Annotated in this window: 23 protein-coding genes; 3 read left to right on the top strand and 20 right to left on the bottom strand. The window is 71.5% G+C overall.

Annotated elements, in window-relative coordinates; genetic code table 11:
- The 12 genes from AB0P25_RS10025 to AB0P25_RS09970 all read right to left on the bottom strand — a co-directional run bounded on the left by AB0P25_RS10025 (position 1) and on the right by AB0P25_RS09970 (position 13,135).
- Positions 1–783, bottom strand: a complete 783-nt coding sequence (locus AB0P25_RS10025) for a CoA transferase subunit A (protein WP_363807033.1) — start codon at positions 781–783, stop codon at positions 1–3.
- A complete protein-coding gene (locus tag AB0P25_RS10020) occupies positions 776–1,960 on the bottom strand; it encodes an alpha/beta fold hydrolase (protein ID WP_363807032.1) in 1,185 nt (394 codons plus the stop codon). The genes AB0P25_RS10025 and AB0P25_RS10020 overlap by 8 nt, the downstream gene beginning before the upstream one ends.
- Complete coding sequence (locus AB0P25_RS10015; RefSeq protein WP_363807031.1) at positions 1,957–3,072, bottom strand: lyase family protein; 1,116 nt, start codon at positions 3,070–3,072, stop codon at positions 1,957–1,959. Before AB0P25_RS10015 ends, AB0P25_RS10020 begins: the two co-directional genes overlap by 4 nt.
- On the bottom strand, positions 3,065–3,610 hold the full coding sequence (gene pcaG, locus AB0P25_RS10010; RefSeq protein WP_363807030.1) for a protocatechuate 3,4-dioxygenase subunit alpha: 546 nt from the start codon (positions 3,608–3,610) through the stop codon (positions 3,065–3,067). Before pcaG ends, AB0P25_RS10015 begins: the two co-directional genes overlap by 8 nt.
- Positions 3,603–4,367: a protocatechuate 3,4-dioxygenase subunit beta gene (gene pcaH, locus AB0P25_RS10005; RefSeq protein WP_363807028.1), complete on the bottom strand. Its 765-nt coding sequence runs from the start codon at positions 4,365–4,367 to the stop codon at positions 3,603–3,605. Before pcaH ends, pcaG begins: the two co-directional genes overlap by 8 nt.
- Positions 4,368–4,376: 9 nt before the next feature.
- Positions 4,377–5,540 carry a 4-hydroxybenzoate 3-monooxygenase gene (locus AB0P25_RS10000; RefSeq protein ID WP_363807027.1) on the bottom strand — a complete coding sequence of 388 codons (1,164 nt, stop codon included), beginning with the start codon at positions 5,538–5,540 and terminating at the stop codon, positions 4,377–4,379.
- A gap of 99 nt (positions 5,541–5,639) precedes the next feature.
- Positions 5,640–6,398, bottom strand: coding sequence for an IclR family transcriptional regulator (locus AB0P25_RS09995; RefSeq protein WP_363807025.1), 759 nt, complete (start codon positions 6,396–6,398; stop codon positions 5,640–5,642).
- Between the two features lie 14 nt (positions 6,399–6,412).
- Positions 6,413–8,005 carry an ABC transporter ATP-binding protein gene (locus AB0P25_RS09990; protein ID WP_363807023.1) on the bottom strand — a complete coding sequence of 531 codons (1,593 nt, stop codon included), beginning with the start codon at positions 8,003–8,005 and terminating at the stop codon, positions 6,413–6,415.
- Positions 8,002–8,862, bottom strand: coding sequence for an ABC transporter permease (locus AB0P25_RS09985; protein ID WP_363807021.1), 861 nt, complete (start codon positions 8,860–8,862; stop codon positions 8,002–8,004). Before AB0P25_RS09985 ends, AB0P25_RS09990 begins: the two co-directional genes overlap by 4 nt.
- Positions 8,859–9,815 (bottom strand): ABC transporter permease, encoded by a 957-nt coding sequence (locus AB0P25_RS09980; protein WP_363807019.1) that lies wholly within the window; start codon positions 9,813–9,815, stop codon positions 8,859–8,861. Before AB0P25_RS09980 ends, AB0P25_RS09985 begins: the two co-directional genes overlap by 4 nt.
- Position 9,816: 1 nt before the next feature.
- On the bottom strand, positions 9,817–11,463 hold the full coding sequence (locus AB0P25_RS09975; protein ID WP_363807017.1) for an ABC transporter substrate-binding protein: 1,647 nt from the start codon (positions 11,461–11,463) through the stop codon (positions 9,817–9,819).
- Positions 11,464–11,488: 25 nt separating this feature from the next.
- The gene (locus tag AB0P25_RS09970; RefSeq protein ID WP_363807015.1) at positions 11,489–13,135 is read right to left on the bottom strand and encodes an amidohydrolase; all 1,647 of its coding nucleotides are present in this window, start codon (positions 13,133–13,135) and stop codon (positions 11,489–11,491) included.
- A gap of 124 nt (positions 13,136–13,259) precedes the next feature.
- On the opposite strand from AB0P25_RS09970, the gene AB0P25_RS09965 reads away from it, so the two are divergent.
- Positions 13,260–13,982 carry a TetR/AcrR family transcriptional regulator gene (locus AB0P25_RS09965; RefSeq protein WP_363807012.1) on the top strand — a complete coding sequence of 241 codons (723 nt, stop codon included), beginning with the start codon at positions 13,260–13,262 and terminating at the stop codon, positions 13,980–13,982.
- Positions 13,983–13,984: 2 nt separating this feature from the next.
- Here AB0P25_RS09965 and AB0P25_RS09960 read toward each other — a convergent pair whose 3' ends face one another.
- The 6 genes from AB0P25_RS09960 to AB0P25_RS09935 are packed head-to-tail and all read right to left on the bottom strand — an operon-like array spanning position 13,985 to position 20,159.
- Entirely contained in the window at positions 13,985–15,148 is a 1,164-nt protein-coding gene (locus tag AB0P25_RS09960) for a prolyl oligopeptidase family serine peptidase (protein WP_363808050.1), read from the bottom strand.
- A gap of 30 nt (positions 15,149–15,178) precedes the next feature.
- A complete protein-coding gene (locus AB0P25_RS09955) occupies positions 15,179–15,964 on the bottom strand; it encodes an SDR family oxidoreductase (RefSeq protein ID WP_363807011.1) in 786 nt (261 codons plus the stop codon).
- On the bottom strand, positions 15,961–16,959 hold the full coding sequence (locus AB0P25_RS09950; RefSeq protein ID WP_363807010.1) for a fumarylacetoacetate hydrolase family protein: 999 nt from the start codon (positions 16,957–16,959) through the stop codon (positions 15,961–15,963). Before AB0P25_RS09950 ends, AB0P25_RS09955 begins: the two co-directional genes overlap by 4 nt.
- Positions 16,956–18,089: an FAD-dependent monooxygenase gene (locus AB0P25_RS09945; RefSeq protein ID WP_363807009.1), complete on the bottom strand. Its 1,134-nt coding sequence runs from the start codon at positions 18,087–18,089 to the stop codon at positions 16,956–16,958. The genes AB0P25_RS09950 and AB0P25_RS09945 overlap by 4 nt, the downstream gene beginning before the upstream one ends.
- 46 nt (positions 18,090–18,135) lie before the next feature.
- On the bottom strand, positions 18,136–19,134 hold the full coding sequence (locus tag AB0P25_RS09940) for a cyclase family protein (RefSeq protein ID WP_363807008.1): 999 nt from the start codon (positions 19,132–19,134) through the stop codon (positions 18,136–18,138).
- Positions 19,135–19,139: 5 nt separating this feature from the next.
- Positions 19,140–20,159: a VOC family protein gene (locus tag AB0P25_RS09935; RefSeq protein ID WP_363807007.1), complete on the bottom strand. Its 1,020-nt coding sequence runs from the start codon at positions 20,157–20,159 to the stop codon at positions 19,140–19,142.
- Between the two features lie 203 nt (positions 20,160–20,362).
- Between AB0P25_RS09935 and AB0P25_RS09930 the strand changes: the two genes are divergently transcribed.
- Positions 20,363–21,628, top strand: coding sequence for an ROK family protein (locus tag AB0P25_RS09930; RefSeq protein WP_363807006.1), 1,266 nt, complete (start codon positions 20,363–20,365; stop codon positions 21,626–21,628).
- 2 nt (positions 21,629–21,630) lie between these two features.
- A complete protein-coding gene (locus tag AB0P25_RS09925) occupies positions 21,631–22,959 on the top strand; it encodes a restriction endonuclease subunit R (RefSeq protein ID WP_363807005.1) in 1,329 nt (442 codons plus the stop codon).
- A gap of 130 nt (positions 22,960–23,089) precedes the next feature.
- On the opposite strand, the gene AB0P25_RS09920 is transcribed toward AB0P25_RS09925, so the two are convergent.
- Together AB0P25_RS09920 and AB0P25_RS09915 are read right to left on the bottom strand one after the other, a co-directional pair.
- Positions 23,090–23,959 (bottom strand): ThuA domain-containing protein, encoded by an 870-nt coding sequence (locus AB0P25_RS09920; protein ID WP_363807004.1) that lies wholly within the window; start codon positions 23,957–23,959, stop codon positions 23,090–23,092.
- A complete protein-coding gene (locus tag AB0P25_RS09915) occupies positions 23,959–24,966 on the bottom strand; it encodes a sugar phosphate isomerase/epimerase family protein (RefSeq protein WP_363807003.1) in 1,008 nt (335 codons plus the stop codon). Before AB0P25_RS09915 ends, AB0P25_RS09920 begins: the two co-directional genes overlap by 1 nt.
- Position 24,967 lies beyond the last annotated feature (1 nt).

Raw genomic sequence — 24,967 nt, 5'->3', positions numbered from 1 at the left:
TCAGGCTCCTTCCGGGCGGGGGCGGACGGTGGTCTTCTCGATCGGGAGGTCGGCGGATTGCTCGGGCGTCAGCGCGACGACGCGGTCCACGTAGATCCCGGGCAGGTGGATGTCGTCGGGGCCGAGCACGCCGGGCTCGACCAGCTCGTCCACCTCGGCGATGGTGATGCGCCCGGCCATGCCGGCGAGCGGGTTGAAGTTGCGGGTGGACTTCTCGAAGCGCAGGTTGCCGTGCCGGTCGCCGACCGCCGCCCGCACCAGGCCGAAGTCGGTGCGGATCGCTGTCTCCAGCACGTACTCGCGCGTGGAGCCGAAGACGTCGAACGGGCGCAGCTCCTTCGGTGCGCTCGCCTCCGCGACGGAGCCGTCCGGCGCGTAGCGGATGGGCATCCCGCCGTCGGAGACCGCGGTGCCCGCTCCCGTCGCGGTGAAGAACGCGGGGATGCCGACGCCGCCCGCCCGCAGCCGTTCGGCGAGCGTGCCCTGCGGGGTCAGCTCCACCTCGACCTCGCCGCCGAGGTACTGCCGGGCGAACTCCTTGTTCTCGCCGATGTAGCTCGCGATCACCCGGCGGATGCGGCCGGCCGCGAGCAGTTCGCCCAGGCCCCAGCCGTCGACGCCGCAGTTGTTGCTGACGACCTCCAGACCGCCGACTCCGCGCGCAAGCAGAGCCCGGATGGTGACGATCGGGACGCCGGACAGGCCGAACCCGCCGACGGCGAGGGAGGCGCCGTCCGGGATGTCGGCCACGGCCTCGGCCGCCGACGCGTAGGTCTTATCCATTCGGCTCCTCCGTCTGTTCTGTATTTGTCTCGGCGAAGACCTCGCGCAGGATCGCCATGGCGCTGTTCGCAGCGGGCAGCCCGGCGTAGAGGGCGGTGTGGTGCACGACCTCGGCGATCTCGGTGGGGGTGAGCCCGTTCCGCAGAGCTGCGCGGGCGTGCATCCGGAACTCGTTCTCATGACCGCCGGTGACCAGGCTGGCGAGCGTGGCGATCGACCGCTGCGAGCGGGTCAGCTGCGGGCGCGACCACACCTCGCCCCACGCGTACCGGGTGATGAAGTCCTGGAAGGCGGCGGTCTCGGGGGTGATCGCCGCGGTGGCGCGGTCCACGTGGGCGTCGCCGAGCACCGCGCGGCGCACCCGCATCCCGGTCTCCGCGGTCCCTCGTTCGGCGATGGCCGTCCGCAGCAGCTCGGCCGCGGCCTCGGGGTCCTCCAGCGGGATCAGGTGGCCCGCGTCCGGCAGCTCGATGAACCGCGCACCATGGATGCGGTCGGCCAGCTCGCGCATGAGGGCGGGTGTCGTCACGGCGTCGTGCGCGCCGGCGACGATGACCGCCGGGGTGCTGACCGCTCCGAGGTCGGCGCGGCGGTCGAAGCCGGCAAGCACCTCGCAGCACAGCGCGTACGACTCGTCGTCGACGTCGACCAGCGTCCGCAGCGCTCGGCCGCCGGGTCCGTCCGGGTGGGCGTCGAGGTAGCCGGACGCGAACCACCGCTCGGCGCTGCCCGCCACGACCGAGGCGGTGCCGGAGGCGCGGACCTGCGCCGCGCGCTGCGCCCATCCCTCCGGAGTGCCGATCGCCGCGCCCGAGCAGAACATCGTCAGGCTGCGCACGCGGTCCGGGACCGTGAGGGCGAGCTCGAGCGCGACCGCACCGCCCAGCGAATCGCCCGCGACATGGAAGGCTCCGCCCCCCACCTCGTCGACGACGTCGAGGACGCCCCGAGCCAGATCCCCGGCAGTGAAGGCCGTCCGTGCGGCCGGAGAAGCCCCGTGGCCGGGGAGGTCGATGCGCAGGATGCGCGGACGGTCGGTCGCCTGCGCGAACTCGGCGACGACACCGTCCCACAACTCGGTCGTCGTTCCCAGCGACGGCAGGAGCACCAGGAGGGGAGCGGCCTCCGCGGTGGGTGCGGCGGGGGCGACCGAGCCCCGCAGTCGGATGGCGGTCACGATCGTCCTCCCTCCGCCAGCTGCTCGAACCTGCTCACCGCCGCGTCGACGGCGTCCGCCGCACGCGGGGCACTCGTCGCCGGGCCATCCGGCCGGCGCACCTGGACGACGAGGTCGCGCGCCGCATGTTCGAGGAGCGACGCACTCTCGGCCGCCAGGCGCAGCGTCTCGCGCCAGGCCTGCCACTCGGCGTGCCACTCCCCCGCCGGCCGGGCGTCGTAGCTGAGCGACGCCGTCTGCACAACGGCCAGGGGACCGCTGACCCGCAGGCCGTTCGCGACCAGGAGGACCGCGTCCACGGGATTCCGCTTGTGCGGCATCGCGGACGAGCCGCCGCCGTGGATGGGCGTCGCGATCTCGTCGCGCGCCAGCAGTCCGAGGTCGCGCCCGATGCGTCCACCCGCCGAGCAGACGCTCGCGCTCGCGCGCGTCACTGCGAGCACGGGCGAGCGGTCGGTGTGCCAGGCGCGCCCGGGGTCGGTGAGGCCGAGCGCGGCCGACATCTGTCGCCGCAGCAGCGAGACGGCATCCGGGTGGCCGGAGAGCCGTGCGAACGCGTCGCCGTCGCCGACGGCGCCGCCCAGCTGCAGCGGGAAGGCGACCGCGTCGACCGTCTCGAGGGCGGAGGAGATCACGTCGAGCCAGCCTCCGATCACCGCTCCCAGGGTCGTGGTCTCCGCTTCCTGCGTCAGGGTGCGGACCGCGAACGGCGTCCCGCGGTGCTCGCGCGCCAGCGCGGCGAAGCTCGACCCGGCGGCGACGAGACCAGCGCGTGCGGCCGTCAGAGCGTCGCGTGAGATCAGGATGAGCGCCGTGTCCATCACGTCCTGGCTCGTCATGCCCTGATGCACGAGGGTGCCGCCCTGCTGGCGCAGCGCCTGCGCCAGGCCGACCACGGGCACGCCCGCGCGCCGGGATTCCCGCAGCAGCGAGTCGCGGTCCAGGACTCCCGCATCCAGAGTGGAGGTGATCTCCGCCCCGAGCAGGGCGCTCCAGGCACCGAGGTGCGCGCGCTCGACGTCGACCATGGCGTCCAGGATGCGGTCGTCGGAGGCGATCGTCCCCCCTTCCCCCGCGGGCTCCAGCAGCCCCCAGTCGAACGCGTCAGCCACGGCCGTCTCCCATGAAGTCGAGGAACACGGTCTCGTCGTCGCCCTGCAGGCGGATGTCGAAGCGGTAGCTGCGCTCGCCGTCCTGCTCGACCAGCAGGGTGCGCCGGCGTTCGACGGGGACACGCTCCAGGAAGGGGTCGCCCTCCGCGAAGTACGCGCGCGTGAAGAGGTGGTGCAGCAGACCGCGCGCGAACACGGTCACCAGGATGTACGGCGCGCGCCCGTCGGCCGCCGCGCCCGGTCGCACGGTGGTGAAACTGTAGTGCCCCGCCCGGTCGACGGCGGCCCGGCCGAATCCGGTCACCGTGTACCCGTCGCGGTGCAGACTCCCGCGTTCGCGGATCGGCGCTCCTGCGACATCCGGCCCCCAGATCTCGAGGATCGCATCCGGCACCGGCTCGCCCGCGCCGTCGTAGACCGTGCCGTGGAGGCGGATGGACGCGGGATCCGCCCTGGACGCCACCTCCGCGTCGCCGTCGTACGGCAGCGCGTAGCCGAAGAACGGCCCGACCGTCTGCGAGGGGGTCTGTTCAGGCATGGTCGCCCTCCTCCGGCTCCATCCACGTCGCCCTGCTGCCGGTCAGCACGATGTCCCAGCGGTAGCCCATCGCCCACTCCGGCACGCTCAGGTCGTGATCGTAGCTCGCCTTCAGGCGCTCGCGGGCGGCCGGGTCGACGATGGACTGGTAGATCGGGTCCAGGGCGAACAGCGGATCGGTCGGGAAGTACATCTGGGTGACGAGCCGCTGCGTGAACTCCGACCCGAACAGCGAGAAGTGGATGTGCGCCGGCCGCCACGCGTTGCGGTGGTTCTTCCACGGGTACGGCCCCGGCTTGATGGTGACGAAGCGGTACGAGCCGTCGTCGCCCGTGATGGCGCGGCCGACCCCGGTGAAGTTGGGGTCGAGCGGCGCGGGATGCTGGTCGCGCTTGTGCACGTACCGGCCGGACGCGTTCGCCTGCCACACCTCGATGAGCTGGCCCCGGACCGGCCGGCCCTCGCCGTCGAGCACCCGGCCGGACACGATGATCCGCTCGCCAAGGGGCTCGCCGCTGTGCTGGATGGTCAGGTCGCTCTCCTCCGGCGCCACATCCGAGTGGCCGAACGCCGGCGAGGCGAGCTCGATCTCCTCGGGGTCCGCGCGCACCAGCTCATGCGTGGGGTGGCGCAGCGCCGAACTCCGGTAGGGCGCGAAGTCGCGCAGCGGGTGCGTCGGCAGCGGTCCCGCCGCTGCGGCGGCCGCCTGCGCCTCCGCGATCTCGCGGGTGATCTGGTCCTGGGTCGCTTCGGTCATCGTTCCACCTCAGAAGGGAAGTCCCGCGTACTGCTCGGCGAGCGCCGCCTGAGCGTGACGGGAACCGGTCGTGTACTCCAGCTGGCCCACCTGGCTGCGGTACCGGAAGGCGCGGGTCGACGCATCCTCGATCTCCCGGTGCACGTGCAGCATCTCCGTCATCCACTGCGAGAACTGCTGCACCTTCCACTGGCGGGCCAGCGCCGCCGTGCTGTAGCGGGCCAGGAGCGACGGGTCACCCCGGTACGACGCCGCGATCGAGCGGCCGAGCAGGGTCACGTCGGCGATGGCGGAGTTGAGGCCCTTGGCGCCGGTCGGCGGCACGATGTGGCCCGCGTCGCCCGCCAGGTACAGCCGGCCGTGCTGCAGCGTCGAGGCCACGAAGCTGCGCATCGGGGTGATCGACTTCTCCGTGATGGCCCCCTCGTGCAGCGTCCAGCCGTCGACGCCGAGCCGGTTCTGGAGCTGGTCCCAGATCCGGTCGTCGGACCACTCGTCGATAGTCTCCGACGGGTCCACCTGGAGGTACAGCCGCGACACCTGCGGCGAACGCATCGAGTGCATGGCGAAGCCGTCGGGATGCAGCGCGTAGATCAGGTCATCCGTCGACGGCGCCACGTCGGCCAGGATGCCGAGCCAGGCGTACGGGTAGCCCCGCTCCAGCGCCGTGACGCCGGGAATGGCCGGGCGGCACACGCCGTGGTAGCCGTCCGCGCCGACCACGAGATCGCAGTCGATCCGCTCGCCGTCGGCCGTGCGGACGTACGGCGCGTCCGTGTCGATGTCGCGGGGGCTCACGCCCTCCACCTCGAAGCGGACGTCGGAGCCGAGACGGTCGTGCTCCGCGAGCAGGTGCGTCACGAGGGCCTGCTGGCCGTAGACCGTGACCGTGCGGCCGACCAGGTCGACGAAGTCGAGGTGGTGGCGGGTGCCCTCGTACTGCAGGTAGATGCCGTGATGGGTGAGCCCTCGCGCCGCCAGGTCGGCGTCGAGCCCGAGATCGCGCAGGATGTCGACGGAGCCCTGTTCGAGCACCCCGGCGCGGATGCGCCCGAGCACGTAGTCGCGGCTCTTCTGCTCCAGGATGACGAAGTCGATGCCCGCACGGCGCAGGATGTGGCCGAGGAGCAGCCCCGCGGGACCGGCTCCGACGATTGCGACCTGGGTGCGCATGCTCCGCCTCTCACGACATCGGGAAGGTGGATCCATGCTCGCCGCGGTGGGAGGGGTGCGGGGTGTGGTTTCCGTCCAGTGGAAGACGAATCCCGTCGCCTACGGCGCGCCCACCCGCAGGGCGTCCGTGATGCCGCGAGCGGCCATCCGCACCCCCAACGCGAACTGCGGCTCGTCCTTCCGCTCCGCGTGCGCGATGATCGACACCGCGGCGACGACCTCGCCGGCCGCATCCCGGATCGGCGCCGCGACTGAGAATGCTCCGCGCGTCAGCTCCTCGACCGTGACCGAGAGGCCGGTCGCCCGGATCTCCGCGAGGCGGGACCGCAGTTCCCGTTCACCCGTCAGGGTGTTGGGCAGGAACTTGCGCGGGCCGGCCGCGACGACCGCGTCGAAGGTCTCCGGTCCCGAGTGCGCGAGCAGCACCAGTCCGACGCCCGTCGCGTGGAGGGGCAGTTCGGTGCCGACGTCGCTGATGACGGAGACGGCGCCGCGACCGGAGAGGCGGTCCAGGTAGACGGCGCCGAGGCCGTCCCGGATGGCGAGGTGGACGTGCTCCCCCGTCGCCTCCAGGAGGTCGTCCAGGTACGGACGCGCCACCTCGCGCAGCCGCCGGGCGGTCGGCTGCCGCGCGCCGAGCCGCCACAGCCGGATGCCGACGCGATAGCGGCCGTCCTCTCCCCGGACCAGGCCGCCCCACTCGACCCACTCGGACAGGAGCCGATGGGTGGTCGAGATCGGCAGGCCGGCTCGGCGGGACACCTCGCTCAGAGTGAGCTCGTCACCGCTCTCGAAGGCGTCGGCGATGGCGAAGACCCGAGCGGCGACGCTCCGGTGATCCGCTGCCCCTCCGGCCATGCCGTCAGCCTAGATCAGACCCCGGGCCCAGCTTGCTTCACCACCGTTGCATGATCGCTCGGCACCGCGTCCAGGAGGCGTCGGGTGTACTCCTCACGCGGATGACGCAGGATCTCGCCGGTCGGTGCAGCCTCGACGATCACGCCCTCGCGCATGACGATGAGGCGGTCGCACGTCTCGCGCATGACCGCGAGGTTGTGGCTGATGAAGACCAGGGTGAGGTCGCGACGCGTCCGCAGATCGGCCAGCAGAGCCAGCAGCTGCGCCTGGACGGAGACGTCGAGTGCACTGGTGGCCTCGTCCAGCACCAGCAGCTCCGGCTCGACGGCGAGCGCCTTCGCGAGCGCGACCCGCTGCCGCTGGCCACCCGACAGGGCGCGTGGAGTCAGCTCCAGAACCGCCTCCGGCAACCCGACGTCGTGCAGCAGGCGAAGGACCTGCTCGCGGACCCCGCCCCTGGCGCACTTCCCGTGCAGCAGGAGCACGTCGCCGATCGCGCGGTGCACAGTGATCCGCGGGTCGAGCGAGAGGTAGGGGTCCTGGAACACGATCTGCACGGCCGCTGCACGCTGGAGCCGTCCCGCCCGGCCCCTCGGCAGGACGGCATCACGCGGCAGCTCGATCGTCCCGGCGGTCGGCTCCTCCAGCCCGACGAGCAGCCGGGCAACCGTCGACTTGCCCGAACCGGACTCCCCGACGACTCCGAGCGCTTCTCCCCTGCGCAGCTCGAACGACACACCGCGTAGCGCCGGGACGTCCGAACGGCCGACGCGATAGCTCTTCTCGACGTCGCTGAACCGCACCAGGCACCTGCCCGCCTCCGCCGGAGCCGGGACGGCCGGGCCGTCCAGCGACGGCGTCGCGGCGAGCAGCATCCGCGTGTACTCGGCCTGAGGATGCGCGAACACGTCGGCAGTGGCGCCCTCCTCGACGATCCGCCCGCCGCGCATCACGTAGACCCGGCTTGCGAGCTCCGCCGCGAGGTTGAGGTCATGGGTGATGAACAGCATCCCCATGCGCGAGCTCGCCGTGAGCGACGCGAGCAGCCGGATGATCTCGGCCTGGGTCGTCACATCGAGCGCGGTGGTCGGCTCGTCGCACAGGAGAAGCGACGGGCTGGTGGTGAGGGCGCCCGCGATCATGATGCGCTGGAGCATCCCGCCGGAGAACTGGTGCGGGTAGCGGTCCAGGCTCTCGGGCGGCAACCTCATCGCCTCCACGAGCTCGGCGCTGCGCCGCCCTGCCTCCTCGTGACCGGCCCCACGGGCGACCAGTGCTTCCCGGAGGAATGCGCCGACGCGGTACATCGGATTGATGCCGGCCCGCGGGTCCTGGAAGATCATCGATGCGAAGGTCCGGCGCTGCTGCAGGATCTCGGCCGGAGTGGCGGTCAGCATCTCGACGTCGCCCAGCCTCAGCGTCCCGCCGGCCTGCGCGCCCGAGGGTCGCAGGCCCAGCGCAAGACGGGCGGTGAGCGACTTGCCCGATCCCGATTCGCCGACGACGGCGACGGTCTCACCCGCCTCGACATGGAGGCTGACTCCGTCGAGGAGCGTCTTCTCGTGCAGGGCGAGTGTCACGTCCTGGATGTCGAGCAGCCGGGTCACGACGCACCTCCGGCGCCGATGCGGTCGGCGAGCTCCTGCCCGACGATGTTGACGGCGACGACGGTGATCACGACCGCCGCCGCGGGGACGAGCGCGGGCAGCGGGTGGCCGACCAGGACGGCGGGCGCGCCCTCCTGCACCATGGAGCCCCAGTCGGAGGTCGGAGGCTGCACCCCGAGGCCGAGGAAGCTCAGCGCCGCCAGGTCCATGAGGATGTAACCGAAGTTGAGCCCGGCCTGCCCGAGCACGGTCGGGGCGACATTGGGGGCGACCCGGCGCGTCGCGATCCACCCGCCGCTGAAGCCGTTCACGCGGTACGCGGCGACGTAGGGCCGCGAGCGCTCCGACTGCACCAGCGACCGGGTCAGCCGGGCGACGAACGGGATGTAGGCGATGCACATCGCGATCACCGGTCCGACGGTCCCCGTCCCGAACAGAGCGACCACCAGGATCGCCAGCAGCAGCGCCGGGAACGCGAACAGGATGTCGAAGATCCGGGTGAGGACCCAGTCCACGGCGCCGCCGACCCAGGCGGCCGTGAGCCCGAGGGCCATGCCGACGATCGTGGTCACCACGACCGCGATCGCCGGACCGGTGAGCGAGATCCGGGCTCCGTACAGCGTGCGGGAGAGGATGTCGCGGCCGGACGCGTCGGTCCCGAGCCAGTGCGCGGCGGAGGCACCGGCGTTCGGGTTGGCGAGATCGAGCGCGTCCGGGTCGTACGGAGCGATCAACGGCGCGAACAACGCCGCGAGGACGATCATCCCGAGCACGACTACGGCGGCCCAGAAGAGGGCGCGGCCGGAGTGCGGGATGCGGAAGCGCGCACGCTCCGCCAGAACGGTGCCCGCGGTCATCGTGCCGCCGCCCCTGCCGCCGCGCGCGGATCCATGAACGGCATCAGCAGGTCGACGACCGCGTTCACGACGACGAACGCGACCACGACGATGAGGACGATCGCCTGGACCACCGGGAAGTCCTTGCGCTGGACCGCCTGGATGAGCAGCGACCCGAACCCGGAGAGGCCGAAACTCGACTCGACCACCGAGGTCAAGACCAGCATCCCCGCCACGATCAGTCCGCTGACCGTCGCGATCGGGCCGACCGCGTTGCGCAGGGCATGTCGTCGCACGATCGTCCCGCGCCGCACGCCGCGGCTGGTCGCCACCTCCACATGCTCCCGCCCCAGCTGCTCGGCCATGACCGTCCGCGTGACGCGGCCGACCAGTGCGATGAAGGTCAGGGCGAGAGCGATCGAGGGCAGGACGAGGTGCCACACGCTGTCGATGAAGCCGTCGCCCGCGCCGAAGGCCGGGAACCAGCCGAGCTGCACGGCGAACACGAAGATCAGGGCGATCGCCGCGACGAACGGCGGGATGGCCGAGAAGGCGCTCAGGACGATCAGGATGCCCTTGTCGAGCGTGGTCCCGTTCTTCGCGGCCGCGACGATCCCCGCGAGGAGCCCCACCACCCCGATGATCGCGCCGGCCATCACGATCAGCTCGACGGTCGTCGGGATCCGCGACCCGATCAGGTTCGCGACGCTGTCGTGGAACTGCAGCGAACGCCCCAGGTCGCCGTGCAGCACTCCCCAGAGCCAGGTCAGGTACTGGACGACGATCGGCTGATCGAGCCCGTAGTGGGCGCGCACCGCCGCCAAGGTGGCGGGGTCGACGTTCCTGCCCTGGGTGAGGAAGCTCGCGGGGTCGCCCGGCACGAGGTACAGGCACAGGAAGACGAGCGCCGAGACCACGAGCAGGGTGATGACGAGCCCGGCGAGGTGCCGGAGGACGTTCCGCCAGACCGGCATGTCAGGCCGCGCCGATCGTGGCCGCCCACGGGAAGTACAGGAAGTCGATGGACGGGGCGACACCGGTGATCCGCTTGCCCAGCCAGACCGTGGTCGGCGCCGAGTAGAGCGGGAGCCAGGGAAGCTGCTGGTTCGTGATCTGCTGCAGCTGAGCGGAGGTCCCACCACGGGTGGTCGCATCCAGCTCGCCCTGCGCCTTGGTCACGAGCGCGTCGTACTTCGGGTCGGACCAGCCTCCGTAGTTGCTGAAGTTGCCGGACTGGAGCACGCCGAGGGTCTCCATCGGGTCGGAGGTGGACGCGTACCAGTCGGTGTAGAAGAGGTCGATGCCCTTCCGCGCCTCCGGGTCGACGAAGAGCGCGCCGTACTTGTCGGGGGCGATGGTCTTGATCTGCGCATCCAGCCCGATCGTCTTGGCGGCGGCCTGGATCGCCTGGGCGATGATGCCCTCGGACACGGTGGCCGGCGAGGTCGCGATGACCACCTTCTGGCCGTTCACGCCGGCGTCCTTCGCGAGCTTCTTCGCGGCGGCCGGGTCGTAGCGGTAGGGCGCCAGGTCGTCGAACGCTTTCGCCTCCGCGGCTTTGCCCGAAGCGCCCCAGACCGAGCGCGTGGTGAGGGCGTTCGCGATGGTCGCGTAGCCGTTCTGCGCGGCCGAGATGATGCCGTTGCGGTCGGTCGCCATCAGGAGCGCCTGGCGGACCTTCGGGTTGCCCAGCGGACCCTCCTGATTGCCGACGATCTCGGCGGACACCGCGGTGTTGACGCCGAAGTAGACCTTTCCGGCGGCCGACGAGGTGAGTTTCGAAATGCCGCTCGACGGCACCTGCCAGCCGCCGTCGACGTCGCCCGACTGGAAGGCGTTGACCCGGGCGGTCGGGTCGCCGAGGAACACGAACGTGACCTTGCCCGCCTTCGCTCTCAGATCCTTGTCCCAGTAGCCGTCGTAGCGCGTGAGCGTGATCGAGGAGCCGGGCTTCCAGCTGTCGAACCGGAAGGGCCCGGTGCAGTTGACGCCCTTCGACGGGTTCCCGTAGTCCTGGCCGTCCTCTGCGAGGGTCTTGGCGGACTCGATGACGCCCGGCGCTGCGGCCATGAACTGGTTGAACTGCGAGTCCGGGATGCGCGTCGTGACGGTGACCTGCATCGGCCCGGTCTGGGCGATGTCGGTCACGTTCTGGTAGGCGCTGGCCCAGTAGGAGCCGACCTTCTGATCCAGGTGCATCTTCAGGCTGGCCACGACATCCGCCGCCGTCAGCGGGGAACCGTCGTGGAAGGTGACGCCCGACCGGATGTCGTAGACCCAGGTCGTCGGCGTGGGGTTCGAGAACGAGGCCGCGAGGCCGGGCGAGACGGAGAGGTCCGGGTTCCAGCGCAGCAGCGACTCGCACACGTTCGCCAGGATCTGGTTCGGCGGGTAGTCGAACGCGTAGAAGTAGGCCAGCGACTGCGGCTCGGCCGGGAGCGACCAGGTGAAGGAGTCGATGTCCCCCTTCGCCGCCGGTGTCGTGGAACTGAGCTGGAAGGCGCGCGTGGCCGACGTCGGGGCGCTGTCCTTGCTCGACGCGCCGCATCCGGTCAGGCCGACCGCGGCGAGGGCGAGCCCGGCCGACGCTGCGGTCAGGCGGATGAGGGTGGATGTCTTCATGGTTTCTCCAGGCGGCGGTGGCGGGTTACTGCTCGGAACGGGTGAAGACGGGCTCGCCGTCCACCCAGGTGGTGGAGACGCGCGTCTCCGCGATGGCGAGCGGATCGCCGAGGAAGGGGTCGCGGTCGAGGACGGCGAGGTCGGCGGACGCGCCGACGCGGAGGTGGCCCGTCATCCGGTCGCGGCCGTTGACGCGCGCGCTGCCCGCCGTGTAGGCGGTGAGCGCGGTCGCCAGGTCGAGGCCCTGGCGCTCGCCGAGCGGTGGAGCCGAGGAGCCGGGAGCCGTGCGGTTCACGGCGACGTGGATGGCGGCGAGCGGATCCGGGGTGGACACCGGCCAGTCGCTTCCCGCGGCGAAGCGGGCGCCCGCGCGATGCAGATCGCCGAACGGGTACTGCCGGGGCCGCAGCTCGGGGTCGAGGAACGGCAGTGTCAGCTCGTCCAGCTGCTTCTCGTGGGCGGCCCAGAGCGCCTGGATGTTGGCCGTCGCATCCACATCGACGAAGCGCGGGACGTCGTCGGCGTGGACGACCTGCAGGTGCGCGAGGTGATGGCGTCCACCCGCCGCTCCGTTGGTGCGGCGCGCGTGCTCGACGGCGTCCAGGGCCTCGCGCACGGCACGGTCGCCGAGCGCGTGGAAGTGGACGGTGAAGCCGTCCGCGTCGAGCTCCCGGACGATCTCCCTCAGCCGCCCGGGGTCGATGAAGGAGAGGCCGCTGTTGCGGGTGGGGCGGCCGTCCGCGTCGAGGTAGGGCTGCGTCATCGCCGCGGTGTAGTTCTCCGCGATCCCGTCGACCATGATCTTCACCGTGTCGAGCGCCAGGCGGTCCGGGCTGCCCAGCGCCGCCACGAGGGCCCGGCGGTCGCGCAGCGCCGCGGTCTGCCCGAGACCATCGTCGCGCAGCCACCACTGGGCCCCCGTCACCCTGCCGCGGAGGCGGCCTGTCGTCAGCGCCTCGACGTAGGTCTCGATGGTGTCGGGAAGGCCGTTCACGGCGCCGACCATGGCGTCCTGCCAGCCGGTGATGCCGAAGGAGAAGAGGGTCTGCTGCGCCCGCACCAGCGCATCCACCGTGAAGGCCGTGTCCACCTCGGGCACATGCCGCTCGACGAGCGCGGCGGCGCCCTCGTGCAGGACGCCGGACGGCGACCCGTCGGAGTGCCGCTCGATGCGGCCGTCGTGCGGATCGGGGCTCGTGCCGTCGATCCCCGCCAGCTGGAGGGCGCGGGTGTTGACCCAGGCGCCGTGGTGGTCGCGGTTGTTGAGGAACACCGGACGGTCCGGGACGATGCGGTCGAGGAGTTCCGCGCTGGGCAGGCCGCCGGCGAAGAAGTCCATCGACCATCCGCCGCCGAGGATCCACTCGGCGTCGGCGTTCTCGGCCGCGTAGTCGTGGATGATGCGCACGCAGTCCTCGACGTCGCGGGCGGCGGTGAGGTCGCAGCGCAGCATCTCGACGCCAGCGACGATCGGGTGCACGTGGGCGTCCTGGAAGCCCGGGACGATCAGCGATCCGCGGCTGTCGATCACGCGCGCGCCGCCGGTCGGCTCGAGGTCGGCGCCGATCGCCGCGATGCGCCCGCCCTCGAGGAGGAGGTCCGCCTGGCGCGGGGCCGCCATACCGGCGGTGAACACCCGACCCCCGGTCAGCAGCACTGGCTGAGCACTCATCGACCCTCCGCGATTCCTGTCGCCGGCCGCTTCGGCGCGACCGATGGAAGCGAGAGTAGGCGACGCACCACGTAATAGTCAACAGCGTTGTCTATTTTTCTCGGCGAGGTGGGATGATGGCGGGATGACCGACGATGTCGCCCTCGATACCCGCGCGGATGCTCCCCGGCCCCGGCGCCGCGGCCCGATCGGCCGGCTGGACGTGGACACGATCGCGCGCGCCGGTCTGACCCTGGCCGCCCGCGACGGGGTCTCGGCGATCACGGTGCGCGAACTCGGCAAGGAGCTCCGCGCCGACCCGTCCGCGATCTACCGGCATGTCGGCAGCAAGGACGGCCTGATGCGCATCCTCCTGGACCGGCTGACCGGCATGATCCGCGCCGAGTCCGCGGACGAGGACGACTGGCGCCGGTTCCTCCTCCGGAACGCGGAGGCCACCCTCGACGTCTACCTGCGCTACCCGGCCATCGGTGCCGAAGCGCTTCACCTGAGCACCGGCGGCGAGAACGAGCTCGGGCTGGTCGAGAGCATCCTCCAGGCCTTCCGGGATGCGGGCCTCGACCGATCGCAGGCGGCGCACTACTACGGCATCTACTCGCTGTTCGTGCTGTCCTTCGCCGGTGGAGCGGCCGCCGTCCGCGCGCGGGCGACGGAACCCGACGACGGCCTCTGGATCGAGCTGCCGCAGGAGGTCGACGCCGACCGCCATCCGCGGCTGGCGGAGACCCGGGACAGCCTCTCCGAGCTGACCGATATCGAGGCGTTCCGCTCGGGACTCGACCTCATCCTCGACTCCGCCGCGGGCGCCGCACGGGAGGGCGCCGCACGGGAGGGCGCCGCCCGCTGACGTCAGCCCTCGTTGCCCACCGTCTCGAACGTCTCGGCGACCCAGTCGGCGATGATGCCGGCGACGTACGGCATGTTGTCGATCGAGATGTGCTCGGTGCCGCCCTCGGGGTCGTCGAAGATCCGCAGCTCGCGCTTGGGGCTGTTCACCGCCTGGTCGAACGTCTCGTGCGCGTACCGCACCGGGATCTGCCGGTCGCCGGCGCCGTGGGTGATCAGCAGCGGCACGGTGATCTGCTCGGCGACGCCGTTCAGGTGCATCGCCGCGGTCTTCTCGACGAAGGCGTCCATGGAGTCGACCCCCCAGACCCAGAACACGTGGTCCCAGTAGTGCGGCACCGGGTTCTCGCCCTCGCGGTTGCGGCGCGCCTCCTGCACGGCGGCCCAGTCGTGGTTGGCACCCCACGCGACGGCGAGCTTCAGTCGCTTCTCGAAGGCGGCCGCGCGCGGCGCGTAGTAGCCGCCGAGCGACCAGCCGACGATGCCGAGCCGGCCGACGTCGGCGTTCAGCTCTGTCGCGTTCGCCTCGATCCAGTCGACGATCGCCGCCGCCCAGACCTCGGTGTCGTAGCGCGCGGTCAGCCCGCGCAGGCGCAGCGCCTCGCCGGAGCCGGGCGTGTCGATCATGAGGGTGGAGATGCCGCGTTCAGCGAGCATCTTCGGGAATCCGGAGTAGTACATCATCTCCTTGGTCGAGTCGAGACCGTTCCACTGGATGACGACGGGATGCGGTCCCTCGCCCGGCGCGCGGTAGAAGTAGCCGGGCAGCGAGGACCCTTCGTACGGCACCTCGACGCGGGTGAGCGGGATGCGGCTCAGCTCGACGTGCTTCAGCAGCAGGTCGATGGACTTCTGGTAGGCGGCGTTCCGGCCCTCCCACCGCGGCGACTGCAGGCGCTCGGCCTGGGACGTGTAGAGGGAGGCGCGGTAGTACGTCTCGCCCGCGCCGATCCGCCGCCCGGCGGCCTCGTCGTCTGCGGCCTTCGCGACCAGCCGGTCGGCGACCGCGGCCCACGCAGCGTACAGCTCCGCGGTGCCGGCATCGTCGCCGTTCTGCGAGGCGAGCAGCACCGGCTTGCACGCGCGGTCGACCTCGTCGATGTATCCGCCGTTGTTGAGCGTCGCGACGACCGCGAGGCTCCACACGTAGTTGGTCGGGAAGTACATGAACACGAGGGGACTCCTTCTTGCCTGTGGTCAGCGGGCGCCGGCGGCGATGCGATCGGCGAGGTGCTTGGCGCCGGCCGACGAGGCGAAGCCCCCGTCGACGGGGATGTCGGCGCCGGAGATGTAGGCCGCCGCGTCCGACAGGAGGAACGCGACCAGGCCCGCCACGTCGGCCGGCTCGCCGAGCCGTTCGAGCGGCGTGAGGTCGAGCTGCGCCTCCCGCATGGCGCCGGGCGCGTTCGCGGTCATGCCGGTCTCGATGAAGCCGGGGTGGATGGTGTTGACGCGGATGCCGCGCGGGCCGTACTCGGTGGCGGCGACACGCGAGAGCCCGCGCAGGCCCCACTTGGATGCGGTGTAGGCGGCCGTGTAGTGCCCGCTCAGGCCCGCGACCGAGCCGACGTTCACGATCGACGAGCCCGCGGACATGAGCGGTGCGAGGGCGCGCATCCCGAGCATCGGCCCGGTCAGGTTCACGGCGAGTACGCGGTCCCAGTCGTCGCGGGCGGTGTCGGCGATGCCTGCCCGGTGCGTGACGCCGGCGTTGTTGACGAGGCCGCGCAGCGGAACGCCGGCCAGCTCGGCTTGGAGCGTCGCAGCGAGCGCCGCCCACGCGTCCTCGTCCGTCACATCCAGTTTCCGCACGTCGATGCCCGACGGCAGGCCGCCCTCCGGCTCGACCGCATCGGTGGCGATCACGCGCGCACCCGCGGCGGCGAGCAGCAGGGCCTCGGCGAGACCTTGGCCTCGCGCCGCGCCGGTGACGACGACGGTCGAGCCGGCGAGACCGCCGGCGGGGTCCGGGGTGGAGGTCATGGCGCGACCTGGTCCGCCTGCGCCCGCTCGCGCCGGCGTGAGCGCTGCCGCGCGGGCGGGAGGTCGGGCGCCGCGACCGCTGCGCCGACCGGGCCGACCAGCTCGCCGATTCCCTCGACGACCATGCGGACCGTGTCGCCCTCGGCCAGCGGCGGCGGGCTGAGCTCCCCGCGGCGGCCCCACAACTCGGCGAGGCAGCCGCCGTTGCCGGTCGTCCCCGAGCCGAGCACATCGCCGGGGACGACACGGGAGTTGCGGGAGGCGTAGGCGACGAGCTCCGGGAAGGGCCAGCCCATGTTGGAGACCAGGTCGTGCCCGATGAGCTCGTCGTTCACGAAGACCTCGGCGCGGATCGCGAGGAAGCCGTCGCCGTCGAGGAACGGCTCGAACTCGTCGGCGGTGACGATCCACGGGCCGAGGCTCATCCCGAAGTCCTTGCCCTTCGCCGGCCCCAGGCGCACCTTCATCTCCCGCGACTGCAGGTCGCGCGCGGACCAGTCGTTCATGATCGTGTAGCCGAAGATCGCCGCGCGGGCCTCCTCCGGAGTCAGGTTCGCCTCCCGCGAGCCGTGAGTGCCGCCGACGACGGCCGCCACCTCAAGCTCGAAGTCGACCCGTTGGGTGACCGGGGGCCGCACGGGCTCGCCGGGGCCGAGGACCGTGTGCGGGTTGGTGAAGTAGAAGGTGGGCGCCTGGTACCACTCGGGCACCACCTCGCTCTTGCCGTCGACGGAGGCGCTGACGCCCTCGACGTGCTCCTCGAACGCCACGAAGTCCCGGATGGATGCGGGCACCAGCGGCGCGAGCAGACGCACGTCCCGGAGGGGGCGGCCGTCCGCGTCCGCGACCTGGGCGTGCAGCCGTTGGGCCTCCGCGAGACCGCGTGCCAGCACCTCGGCGACGGTGAGGCCATCCGGGAACCGCACGACCGCGTCGCCGACGACGAAGCCCTCGCCGACGGCGCCGGTCGTGTCGCTCCAGCGCGCGATCCTCATGCCGGCTCCGCCATCCGGTGCGCGATCCCGAACATCAGCCCGGGCGCATCCGCGTCCGGGTCGTGGTCGATCTGCCACTGGCCGAGCTGCACCGAGGCCTCGACGACCGCCTGGGCGCGTGGCACCCGGCGGGCGTGGAATGCATCCCACAGGGCGTCGTCGAGCGCGTCGGCCGAGACCAGCAGTTCGGTCAGCACGACGGCGTCCTCGAGCGCCTGAGCGGCGCCCTGCGCGATCGTGGGTGGACAGCTGTGCGCCGCGTCGCCGATGACCACGGCGCGGCCGCGATTCCACGGAGCGGGGACGATGTGGTGCGTGAACCAGGTGTAGTTGACGTGCGCCCCACGCTCCAGGTCGGCGCGGATGTCGTTCCACGGACCGCCGTAGGCCGCCGACTCCTCGATCATGATCGCCGTGGCCTGCTCGTCCGTCAGGCCCTGGCGGTCCTGCGCCGCCTCCACGAGGAACGCGTACATGGTGTCCTCGCCGGTGGGGGTGTAGCCGGCGATGTAGACCGGGCCGCCGTAGTAGAGCTCACTGCGCTCCACCGACGCGGGCCGCGAGACGAAGGCGCGCCAGATGCCCATGCCCGTCCGCTGCGGCTCGGTCTCGATGCCGATCAGCCGGCGCACGCCCGAGTTGAGCCCGTCGGCGCCGATGAGCAGGTCGTAGGCCCCTGCCGGCCGTCCGCCGACCTCGACGGCGACCCCGTCTGGTCCGTCGGAGACCGCGGTCACCGGGGTGCCGAAGGTGACGGTCGCGCCCGCGGCCTCGGCGTGACGGAGCAGGATGCGGGCGAGATCCGGCCGGTACATCCCGCCGGTCGCCGGGAAGTCCGGGCCGCCCGTCTTCACATCCGGCAGCTCGGCGACGACCGGCGCATCCGGACCCGGCGCGCGGAGGGTGAGCCCTTCGAAGAAGTAGCCCGCGGACTGCACGTCCTCCCAGACGCCCAGCGCGTCGAACGCCCGCAGGGCGTTGCCCTGGAGGGTGATGCCCGATCCCAGGGCGCTGAGCTCCGGCTTCGCGTCGAACACGTCGACGTCGACGCCCGCCTTGGCGAGCTGGATGGCGGCGGCCAGACCGGCGACGCCGGCCCCGGCGATGGCGACCTTGGTGACAGCGGTCACGTCAAGAACCTCTCTGTTCTCTCTTCAGCGGCCCCGCATGGGGCGACTACAGCACTGCGATGGGGTTGACCGGCGATCCGACCGCTCCCGTGATCGGCAGCGGCGGCGCCGAGAGGAGGAAATCGTATCTCCCGAGCCGCGCGCACTCGGACGCCAGCTCCTCCAGGTCCCACATCTCGCCGATGGTGAGCCCGATGTTCGGGATGACGACCTGGTGCAGCGGCTGGAAGGCGGGCACGTCGAACTCGTTCGGACGCACCTCGAAGCCCCAGGTGTCCGTCGCGATCGCGGCGATCTCCGTGTCGTGCAGCCAGCCCGCCGTCGTGAGCGAGAGCCCCGGAGCCGGGCCTCCCGCGTACTCGCCCCAGCCGTCCCGCCGCACGCGGGCGAGTTGGCCGGTGCGCACCAGGACGATGTCTCCGGTGCGCACCGTGCTCGTCGCACCCTGAGCCTCGGCGCAGGAGCGGAGGTCGTCCGCCGTGATGGCGTAGCCGTCCTCCAGCTCTCCGGACTCGGGGCGCAGGTGCCGTCCGACGTCGAGCAGCACGCCGCGCGAGACGATCGCGGCGGCCGCGTTCTCGATGCCGGTCACCAAGTCGCCGTCGCTGGTCACGACGTCGCCCGCGCGCCGGCCGTTCCAGGCGAAGCCATGGTCGAAGATATGGCCGAGCCCGTCCCACTGGGTGGAGCACTGCAGCGGCATGGCGATGACGTCGTCGGCGCCGCCCAGTCCGTGCGGGAAGCCCTGGCTGCCGCGCTCGGCGTCCGTCCCGGTGTCGAGCATCGTGTGCACCGGGTTGGTGCGCCGGCGCCATCCCTTCTGCGGGCCGTTCATGTCGAACGACTGCGAGAGCGAGACCGCGATGCCTTCGCGGACCAGCCCGGCCGCACGTGCCCGCACGTCGGCGCCGATGAAGTTGAGCGTGCCCAGCACGTCGTCCTCGCCCCAGCGGCCCCAGTTGCGGTAGGCGTCGGCGCGCGCGGCGATCTCGGCCTCCGGGTCGTTCCGGTCCAGGTCGCCAGGGCTCGCGCTCGGCGCGGCCACGGCGGTCAGCCCCGGCCCTGGACGGCGTACGGGTTCAGCAGCGCGTCCTTGATCTCGTCCGGGACGCCCTCCTCCGTCGCGCTCGGGCCGTCGGCCGCGGGGAACGACTCCGTCATCGACATCGGCATGGCGCCGTTGCGGTAGAAGTTGTTCGAGCCGAGCGACGGCTTCCAGGTGTTCGGCTGCCAGTCCGGCACGTAGTTGCGGTAGCCGCCGGTGTTGAGCTCGATCCGCAGCGTCGACGGCTCGCGGTAGTAGAGGAAGGTCTGCTCGCCGATGCCGTGGATGGAGGGGCCGTACTCGATCGGCACCCCGTTCTCCATCAGGGTGTCGGCAGCGATCAGCAGCTCCTCGTAGGTGTCGACCCAGAACGCGTAGTGGTTGACACGGCCGGCCCGGGTGGATCCGTCGAGGACGACTCCGAGGTCGTGCGACTTCTCGTTCGTGGTCAGGACCGAGAAGATCGAGACCGGCGCCTCGTCGAGCACGGTGCGGGCCATGATCCGGAAGCCGAGTACGTCGTTGTACCAGGCCGCGAACCCGTCGACGTCGCTGGTCGCGATCGTGACGTGGTCGAGCTGACGCGGAGCGCCCGCGACCTTGCTGCGCTTCTCCGGGCGGTCCGGGTAGATCGAGGCGACGTGGCCGGGCGCCTGGTGGCGCGTCACATCCCAGTGCAGGGTCATGGAGTGACCCCACGGACCCGTGAACCGGAACGCGCGGCCGATGGTGTGCACGTCATCCAGCCACTCGCCCTCGATACCGGCGGCCTGGACGCGCGACGCGGCCTCCTCCAGCGCCTCGGGGCTCGTGGTGCGCCACGCCATGGTCACGAGCGTCGGCTCGGGGCCGGGCGAGACGACGACCGAGTAGGCGTAGTAGTCGCCCCAGCAGCGCAGGTACACGGAGCCGTCGATGCGGTCGACGACGGTCAGTCCGACCTGTTCCTCGTAGAACTTCACGGACGCCTCGACATCGGGGGACGTGATCTCCACATACGACAGGTGGGAGAGAAGCTTGATCATCCTTGATCCTTTCCAGACGGGCGGAGGTGGGTGCCCGGTATCAACTCTCGGGGGCGCGCTTTCATCGGGGAACCGCATATCGGCTATGCGGCGAATCGATGAGACTGATTTCCAAGGTGCGTATCGGCCGGACTTCAGTCTTAGTGCGACCCAAGGAGGCCGCGAGGGCGACGGAAGCACCCGATCTTGTGTCAGAATCGAGCATGGCCAGGGAATCCGCACTCCGATTCGGCGCGCAGACCGACGAGGTGATGAGCCTGCTCCGCGTCGTCAACCTCGTGCGCACAGGGGAGGCCGACACGCGCCCCGAGATCGGGCGCCTCACCGGCCTCGGCCGCGGCGTCGTGACGCAGCGCGTGGATGCGGCGATCGAGATGGGCTTCCTCGAGGACGGCGAGTACGGGCCGTCCTCCGGAGGCCGCGCGCCGCGGACGCTGCGCTTCCGCGCCGATCAGGGGCACATCGTGGTCTGCGCGCTCGGCGCCCTCCACATCCGCGTCGGGCTCTCGGACCTCGCGGGGAACGTGTCGGCCGAGGCGCACCGCCCCTGGGACATCGGCCGCGGTCCGACGGAGACGATCGAAACCGCCCTCGGGATGCTCGACGAGCTGCTGGCGCAGAGCGAGAGCCGTCCCGTGTGGGCGGTGGCCGTCGGCGTCCCCGGCCCCGTCGACTTCGAGACCGGTTCCCCCGTGGCGCCGCCCATCATGCCCGGCTGGAACGGCTTCGACGTGCGGCGCCGCTTCGAGCAGCGCTTCGACGCACCGGTCTGGGTCGACAACGACGTGAACCTCCTCGCGCTGACCGAGCGCAGCCACCGCCGCGACGACAACGTCGACCTCATCTACTGCAAGGTGGGCAGCGGAATCGGAGCCGGCCTCGTCTCGCACGGCCGCATCCACCGGGGTGCGAACGGCGCGGCCGGCGACATCGGCCACGTCCGCGTTCGGGACTCCACCGCCCAGTGCCGGTGCGGCAAGATCGGCTGCCTGGAGGCCGAGGCCTCCGGCTGGGCGATCGTACGCGACGCGGAGCAGGCGATCGCCGACGGTCAGGGCGGCATCCTCGCCGGCCTGACCGAGCGCGGCGAGCCGATCTCCCCGGCGAACATCGCGCTCGCGGCGATGGACGGCGACGCCCTGGCGATCTCGCTGGTCCAGCGGTCCGCGCGGCTCATCGGGGAATCCATCGCGGCACTCGTCAACATGTTCAACCCCAGCGTGATCGTCGTCGGTGGCGCGGTGTCCTCGGCCGGCGAGATCTTCCTGGCCGAGGTCCGGCAGCGCGTCTACGAGCTCTCCCTGCCGCTGGCCACGCGCGACCTGTCGATCGTGCGCTCCATCGGCGACGAGAAGGAGCCGCTGCGCGGAGGCGCCGAGCTCGCCATCGAGGAGCTGTTCGACGTGACCTTCCCGCGCTGGTTCGCCGACGGCCGCCCGACGGTCGAGGGCGTCAAGGCGGCCGCCTGAGGATGGCCCTGCCGATCCTGCGGGACGACGCGCTGACGGCCGACGCCGCCGGCTTCGTCCTGCGGGTGAGCCTGCCGTGGATCCGGTCGCTGCCGCTCTCCAGCGTCTCCGACGTCCGCGTCCGCATCGACGGCGACGAGTGCGCGGTCGAGGTGCCCGACGGTGACGGCTGGTGGTTCGTCCAGGACCGCATCGCGCTCCGCGGATCCCGGCCGCTGCGGGTCGGCTCGCACCACGTCGCCGTGTCGTTCCGGCTCCTCATCCCGTACCTCCCGGGAGGCCCGGACGCGCCGCTCGTGCTCGACTTTCGCGACGAACGCCAGGTGGAGGCGACCGCCGGTACTCCGTGGACGCTCGCCGCGAGCGCGTTCAACTGGACGCCCGACGTCCTCCGGGCCGAACGGCCCGCCACCGATATCGCGGTCGGGATCGTCGCCTCCGGAATCGCACCCGTCGTCGAGCTGGAGCCGGGCCAGCTCTGGCGCTCGTACCCGGCGACCTCCGCCGCGGAGGCCGTCGCGCTGCGCGACCGGATCGCGGCCGCGGGCGGCCGGGTCGGGATCGTCGGCGCCAGTCTCGACGACTGGCTGGGTCCCGCACGCCGACGCCATGACGACGAGCGCTACGACTTCCTGCTCCCCCAGCTGCGGACCGCCCACGACCTCGGCGCCGAGGGAGTGCGCCTGCCGATCGGGCAGGCGGGGCCGGCGCTGCTGCGTCGCCTGCAGCCGGCGCTGCACGAGCTCGGGCTGACGCTGTACGAAGAGGTGCAGGGGCAGCAGGCCCCGGATGCGCCGCACGTCGCCCACGCGATCGACGACATCGCGGCGTTGGACGACCCGCGCATCCGCGTGCTGGTCGACACCAGCATGTTCATGCCCGCGCTCCCGGTCACCTACCTCGCGGCGCTCGCGCCGAGCATCCCCCGTCCGCTGCTGGAGCGGCTGACGGACGCCTGGCTGGAGCCGGAGACGCGGGACGCGGTCGTGTCGCACCTGCGCTCGGGCGCCGTGCCGCCGAGCTCGATGGCGCTGTACATGGACCTGCTCGTCCGGTTCGGGCGCTCCCCGGTGGGAGTCGTTCGCGAGATCCTGCCGCTGGTCGGCGGATTCCACCTCAAATTCTGGGACCTCGACGACGCCGACGACCGCGTCCCGCAGCCGCTACGCGACCTCGGCGCGCTGCTGCGCGAGGCCGCCCCCGGCTTCGACGGCATGCTGTGCAGCGAGTGGGGCGGCCACGAATGGCTCGAGGCCGACCCCGCGGAGCAGACCCGCGCGCACCTGGCGCTCGCGCGCGCGGCCCTCGGCGCCGGAGATCGGTCCGAGTAGCGAACGCCGACGCTCCGTAGGACACGGCGTAACGGAGGAGGTTCGGGCGCGACACTCCGTGAAAACTGCGGAAGGGAGGAAGCTGCGGCGACGAGGCGCCGAAACTTCCTCCCTTCTGTGTGCTCCGGGCTCACCCCTCCCCGTTGTAGTACGGCCACGGCAGGAAGCGGCGCTCGCCCCGACGGTCGGGACCGTTCAGCGTGACCTCGCCCGTGGCGGCCCACTCCACGCCGCGGGGGAACATCCGGATGAACTCGATCCGGCGGAACGTGTCGATGTCGTGCCCGATCGTGATGGTGAAGGAGCGGCCGGCGCCGTACTCGTTGATCCAGGCGATCGGCTGGTCGGTGTTCATGCCCGGGAGGGCCGCGATGCCCTCTTCGGGTATGGCCACCGGGTAGTGCGACATCGGCCAGACGGGCGCCTTCTCGTAGGACTCCAGGTCGTCGTAGGTCGTGAGCAGCACCTGGGCGCCGTCGAGGATCTCCACACCGGTGAGGATGTCGTCGCCCGTGACCGTCCAGCGCGCGTTGATGCCCTCCGTGATCGGGTGCCGCGGCTCGACCGTGTCGAGCTGCGCCTCGCCCCACGGCCGGGGACGCAAACCCCCGGCGACCGTCATCCGGGAGCCGCGGAGCACGTTGTACTCGTCGGGGTAGCCCCAGTCGGGCTCCTGCGCGGCCGATCCGTGGAACCAGACGATGCCCTTGCCGTCGTCGCGGACGAACTTCAGCAGTGCGGCGTCGGTCTCGGCGCCGAACCCGACCGCCTTGTCGAAGTAGCCGTCGCGTCCCTCGAAGACGACGATCACGACGTCGTACTTGTCGATGATCCCGGCGCCGAGCCCGCGCGGGTCCTCGATGACGCGCACGCGGAAGCGTCCGGTGTCCTCCAGCAGCGTGGTGAGCCACTGGTTGTGGAGGCGGAAGCTGCGGTGCTCGTTGTCGTGCTCCCGGGTCATGTGCCCGGAGAGGATGAGGACGTCCAGGGTGTCTGCCATCATTCTGCTTTCGTCGAGAAGGCCGCATCGAAGGCGGCGTCCGGCGGGGTGATCGCGTTCAGCTCGCGGACGAAGTCGATGGCCTCGGGTGCTCCCTGCAGGCGGGCCATGCCGGCGTCCTCCCACTCCACGCTCGTCGGCCCGCTGTAGCCGATGAAGTTGAGGGCGCGGAAGATCGGCTCCCACGGCACCTCGCCGTGCGCAGTGGAGACGAAGGTCCAGCCGCGCCGCGGGTTGGCCCACGGCAGGTGGGATCCGAGCACGCCGTTGCGCCCGTCCAGGTTGGTGATCGACTCCTTCACGTGCACGTGGAAGATGTGGTCGGCGAAGTCGAGCACGAACGCCACCGGGTCCAGCTGCTGCCACATGAAGTGCGACGGGTCGAAGTTGATGCCGAAGCTCTCCCGATGGCCGATGGCCTCCAGCGTGGCCTTGGCGGTCCAGTAGTCGTAGGCGATCTCCGAGGGATGCACCTCCAGCGCGAACCGGACGCCGACCTCCTCGAACACGTCGAGGATCGGGTGGAACCGGTCGGCGAAGTCGCGGTAGCCGGCGGCGATCCACTCGTCGGAGGCCGGCGGGAACATCGCCACCGCCTTCCAGATCGACGACCCGGTGAAGCCCGTGACCGTCTTCACCCCGAGCGCGGCGGCCATCCGGGCGGTGAGCTTGAGCTCTTCCGCAGCCCGCTGCCGCACGCCCTCCGGGTCGCCGTCGCCCCACACCCGTTCGTTCAGGATGTCATGGTGGCGCTGGTCGATGGGGTCGTCGCAGACGGCTTGACCGGCGAGGTGGTTGGAGATGGTCCACACCTGCAGGCCGTTGCGCTCCAGGATGTCCTTGCGCGACTGGACGTAGTCGGCGTCGTCCCAGCGGGACACGTCGAGGTGGTCGCCCCAGCAGGCGATCTCGAGACCGTCGTAGCCCCATTCGCCGGCGAGGCGGGCGACCTCCTCGAACGGCAGATCGGCCCACTGGCCGGTGAACAGAGTGATCGGACGCGGCATT

It is taken from the genome of Leifsonia sp. NPDC077715 (assembly GCF_040686855.1).
In the GTDB taxonomy this organism is placed as follows: domain Bacteria; phylum Actinomycetota; class Actinomycetes; order Actinomycetales; family Microbacteriaceae; genus Leifsonia.
The sequence above is the reverse complement of the archived record's forward strand: the minus strand, read 5'-3'. Positions and strand labels throughout refer to the sequence as shown.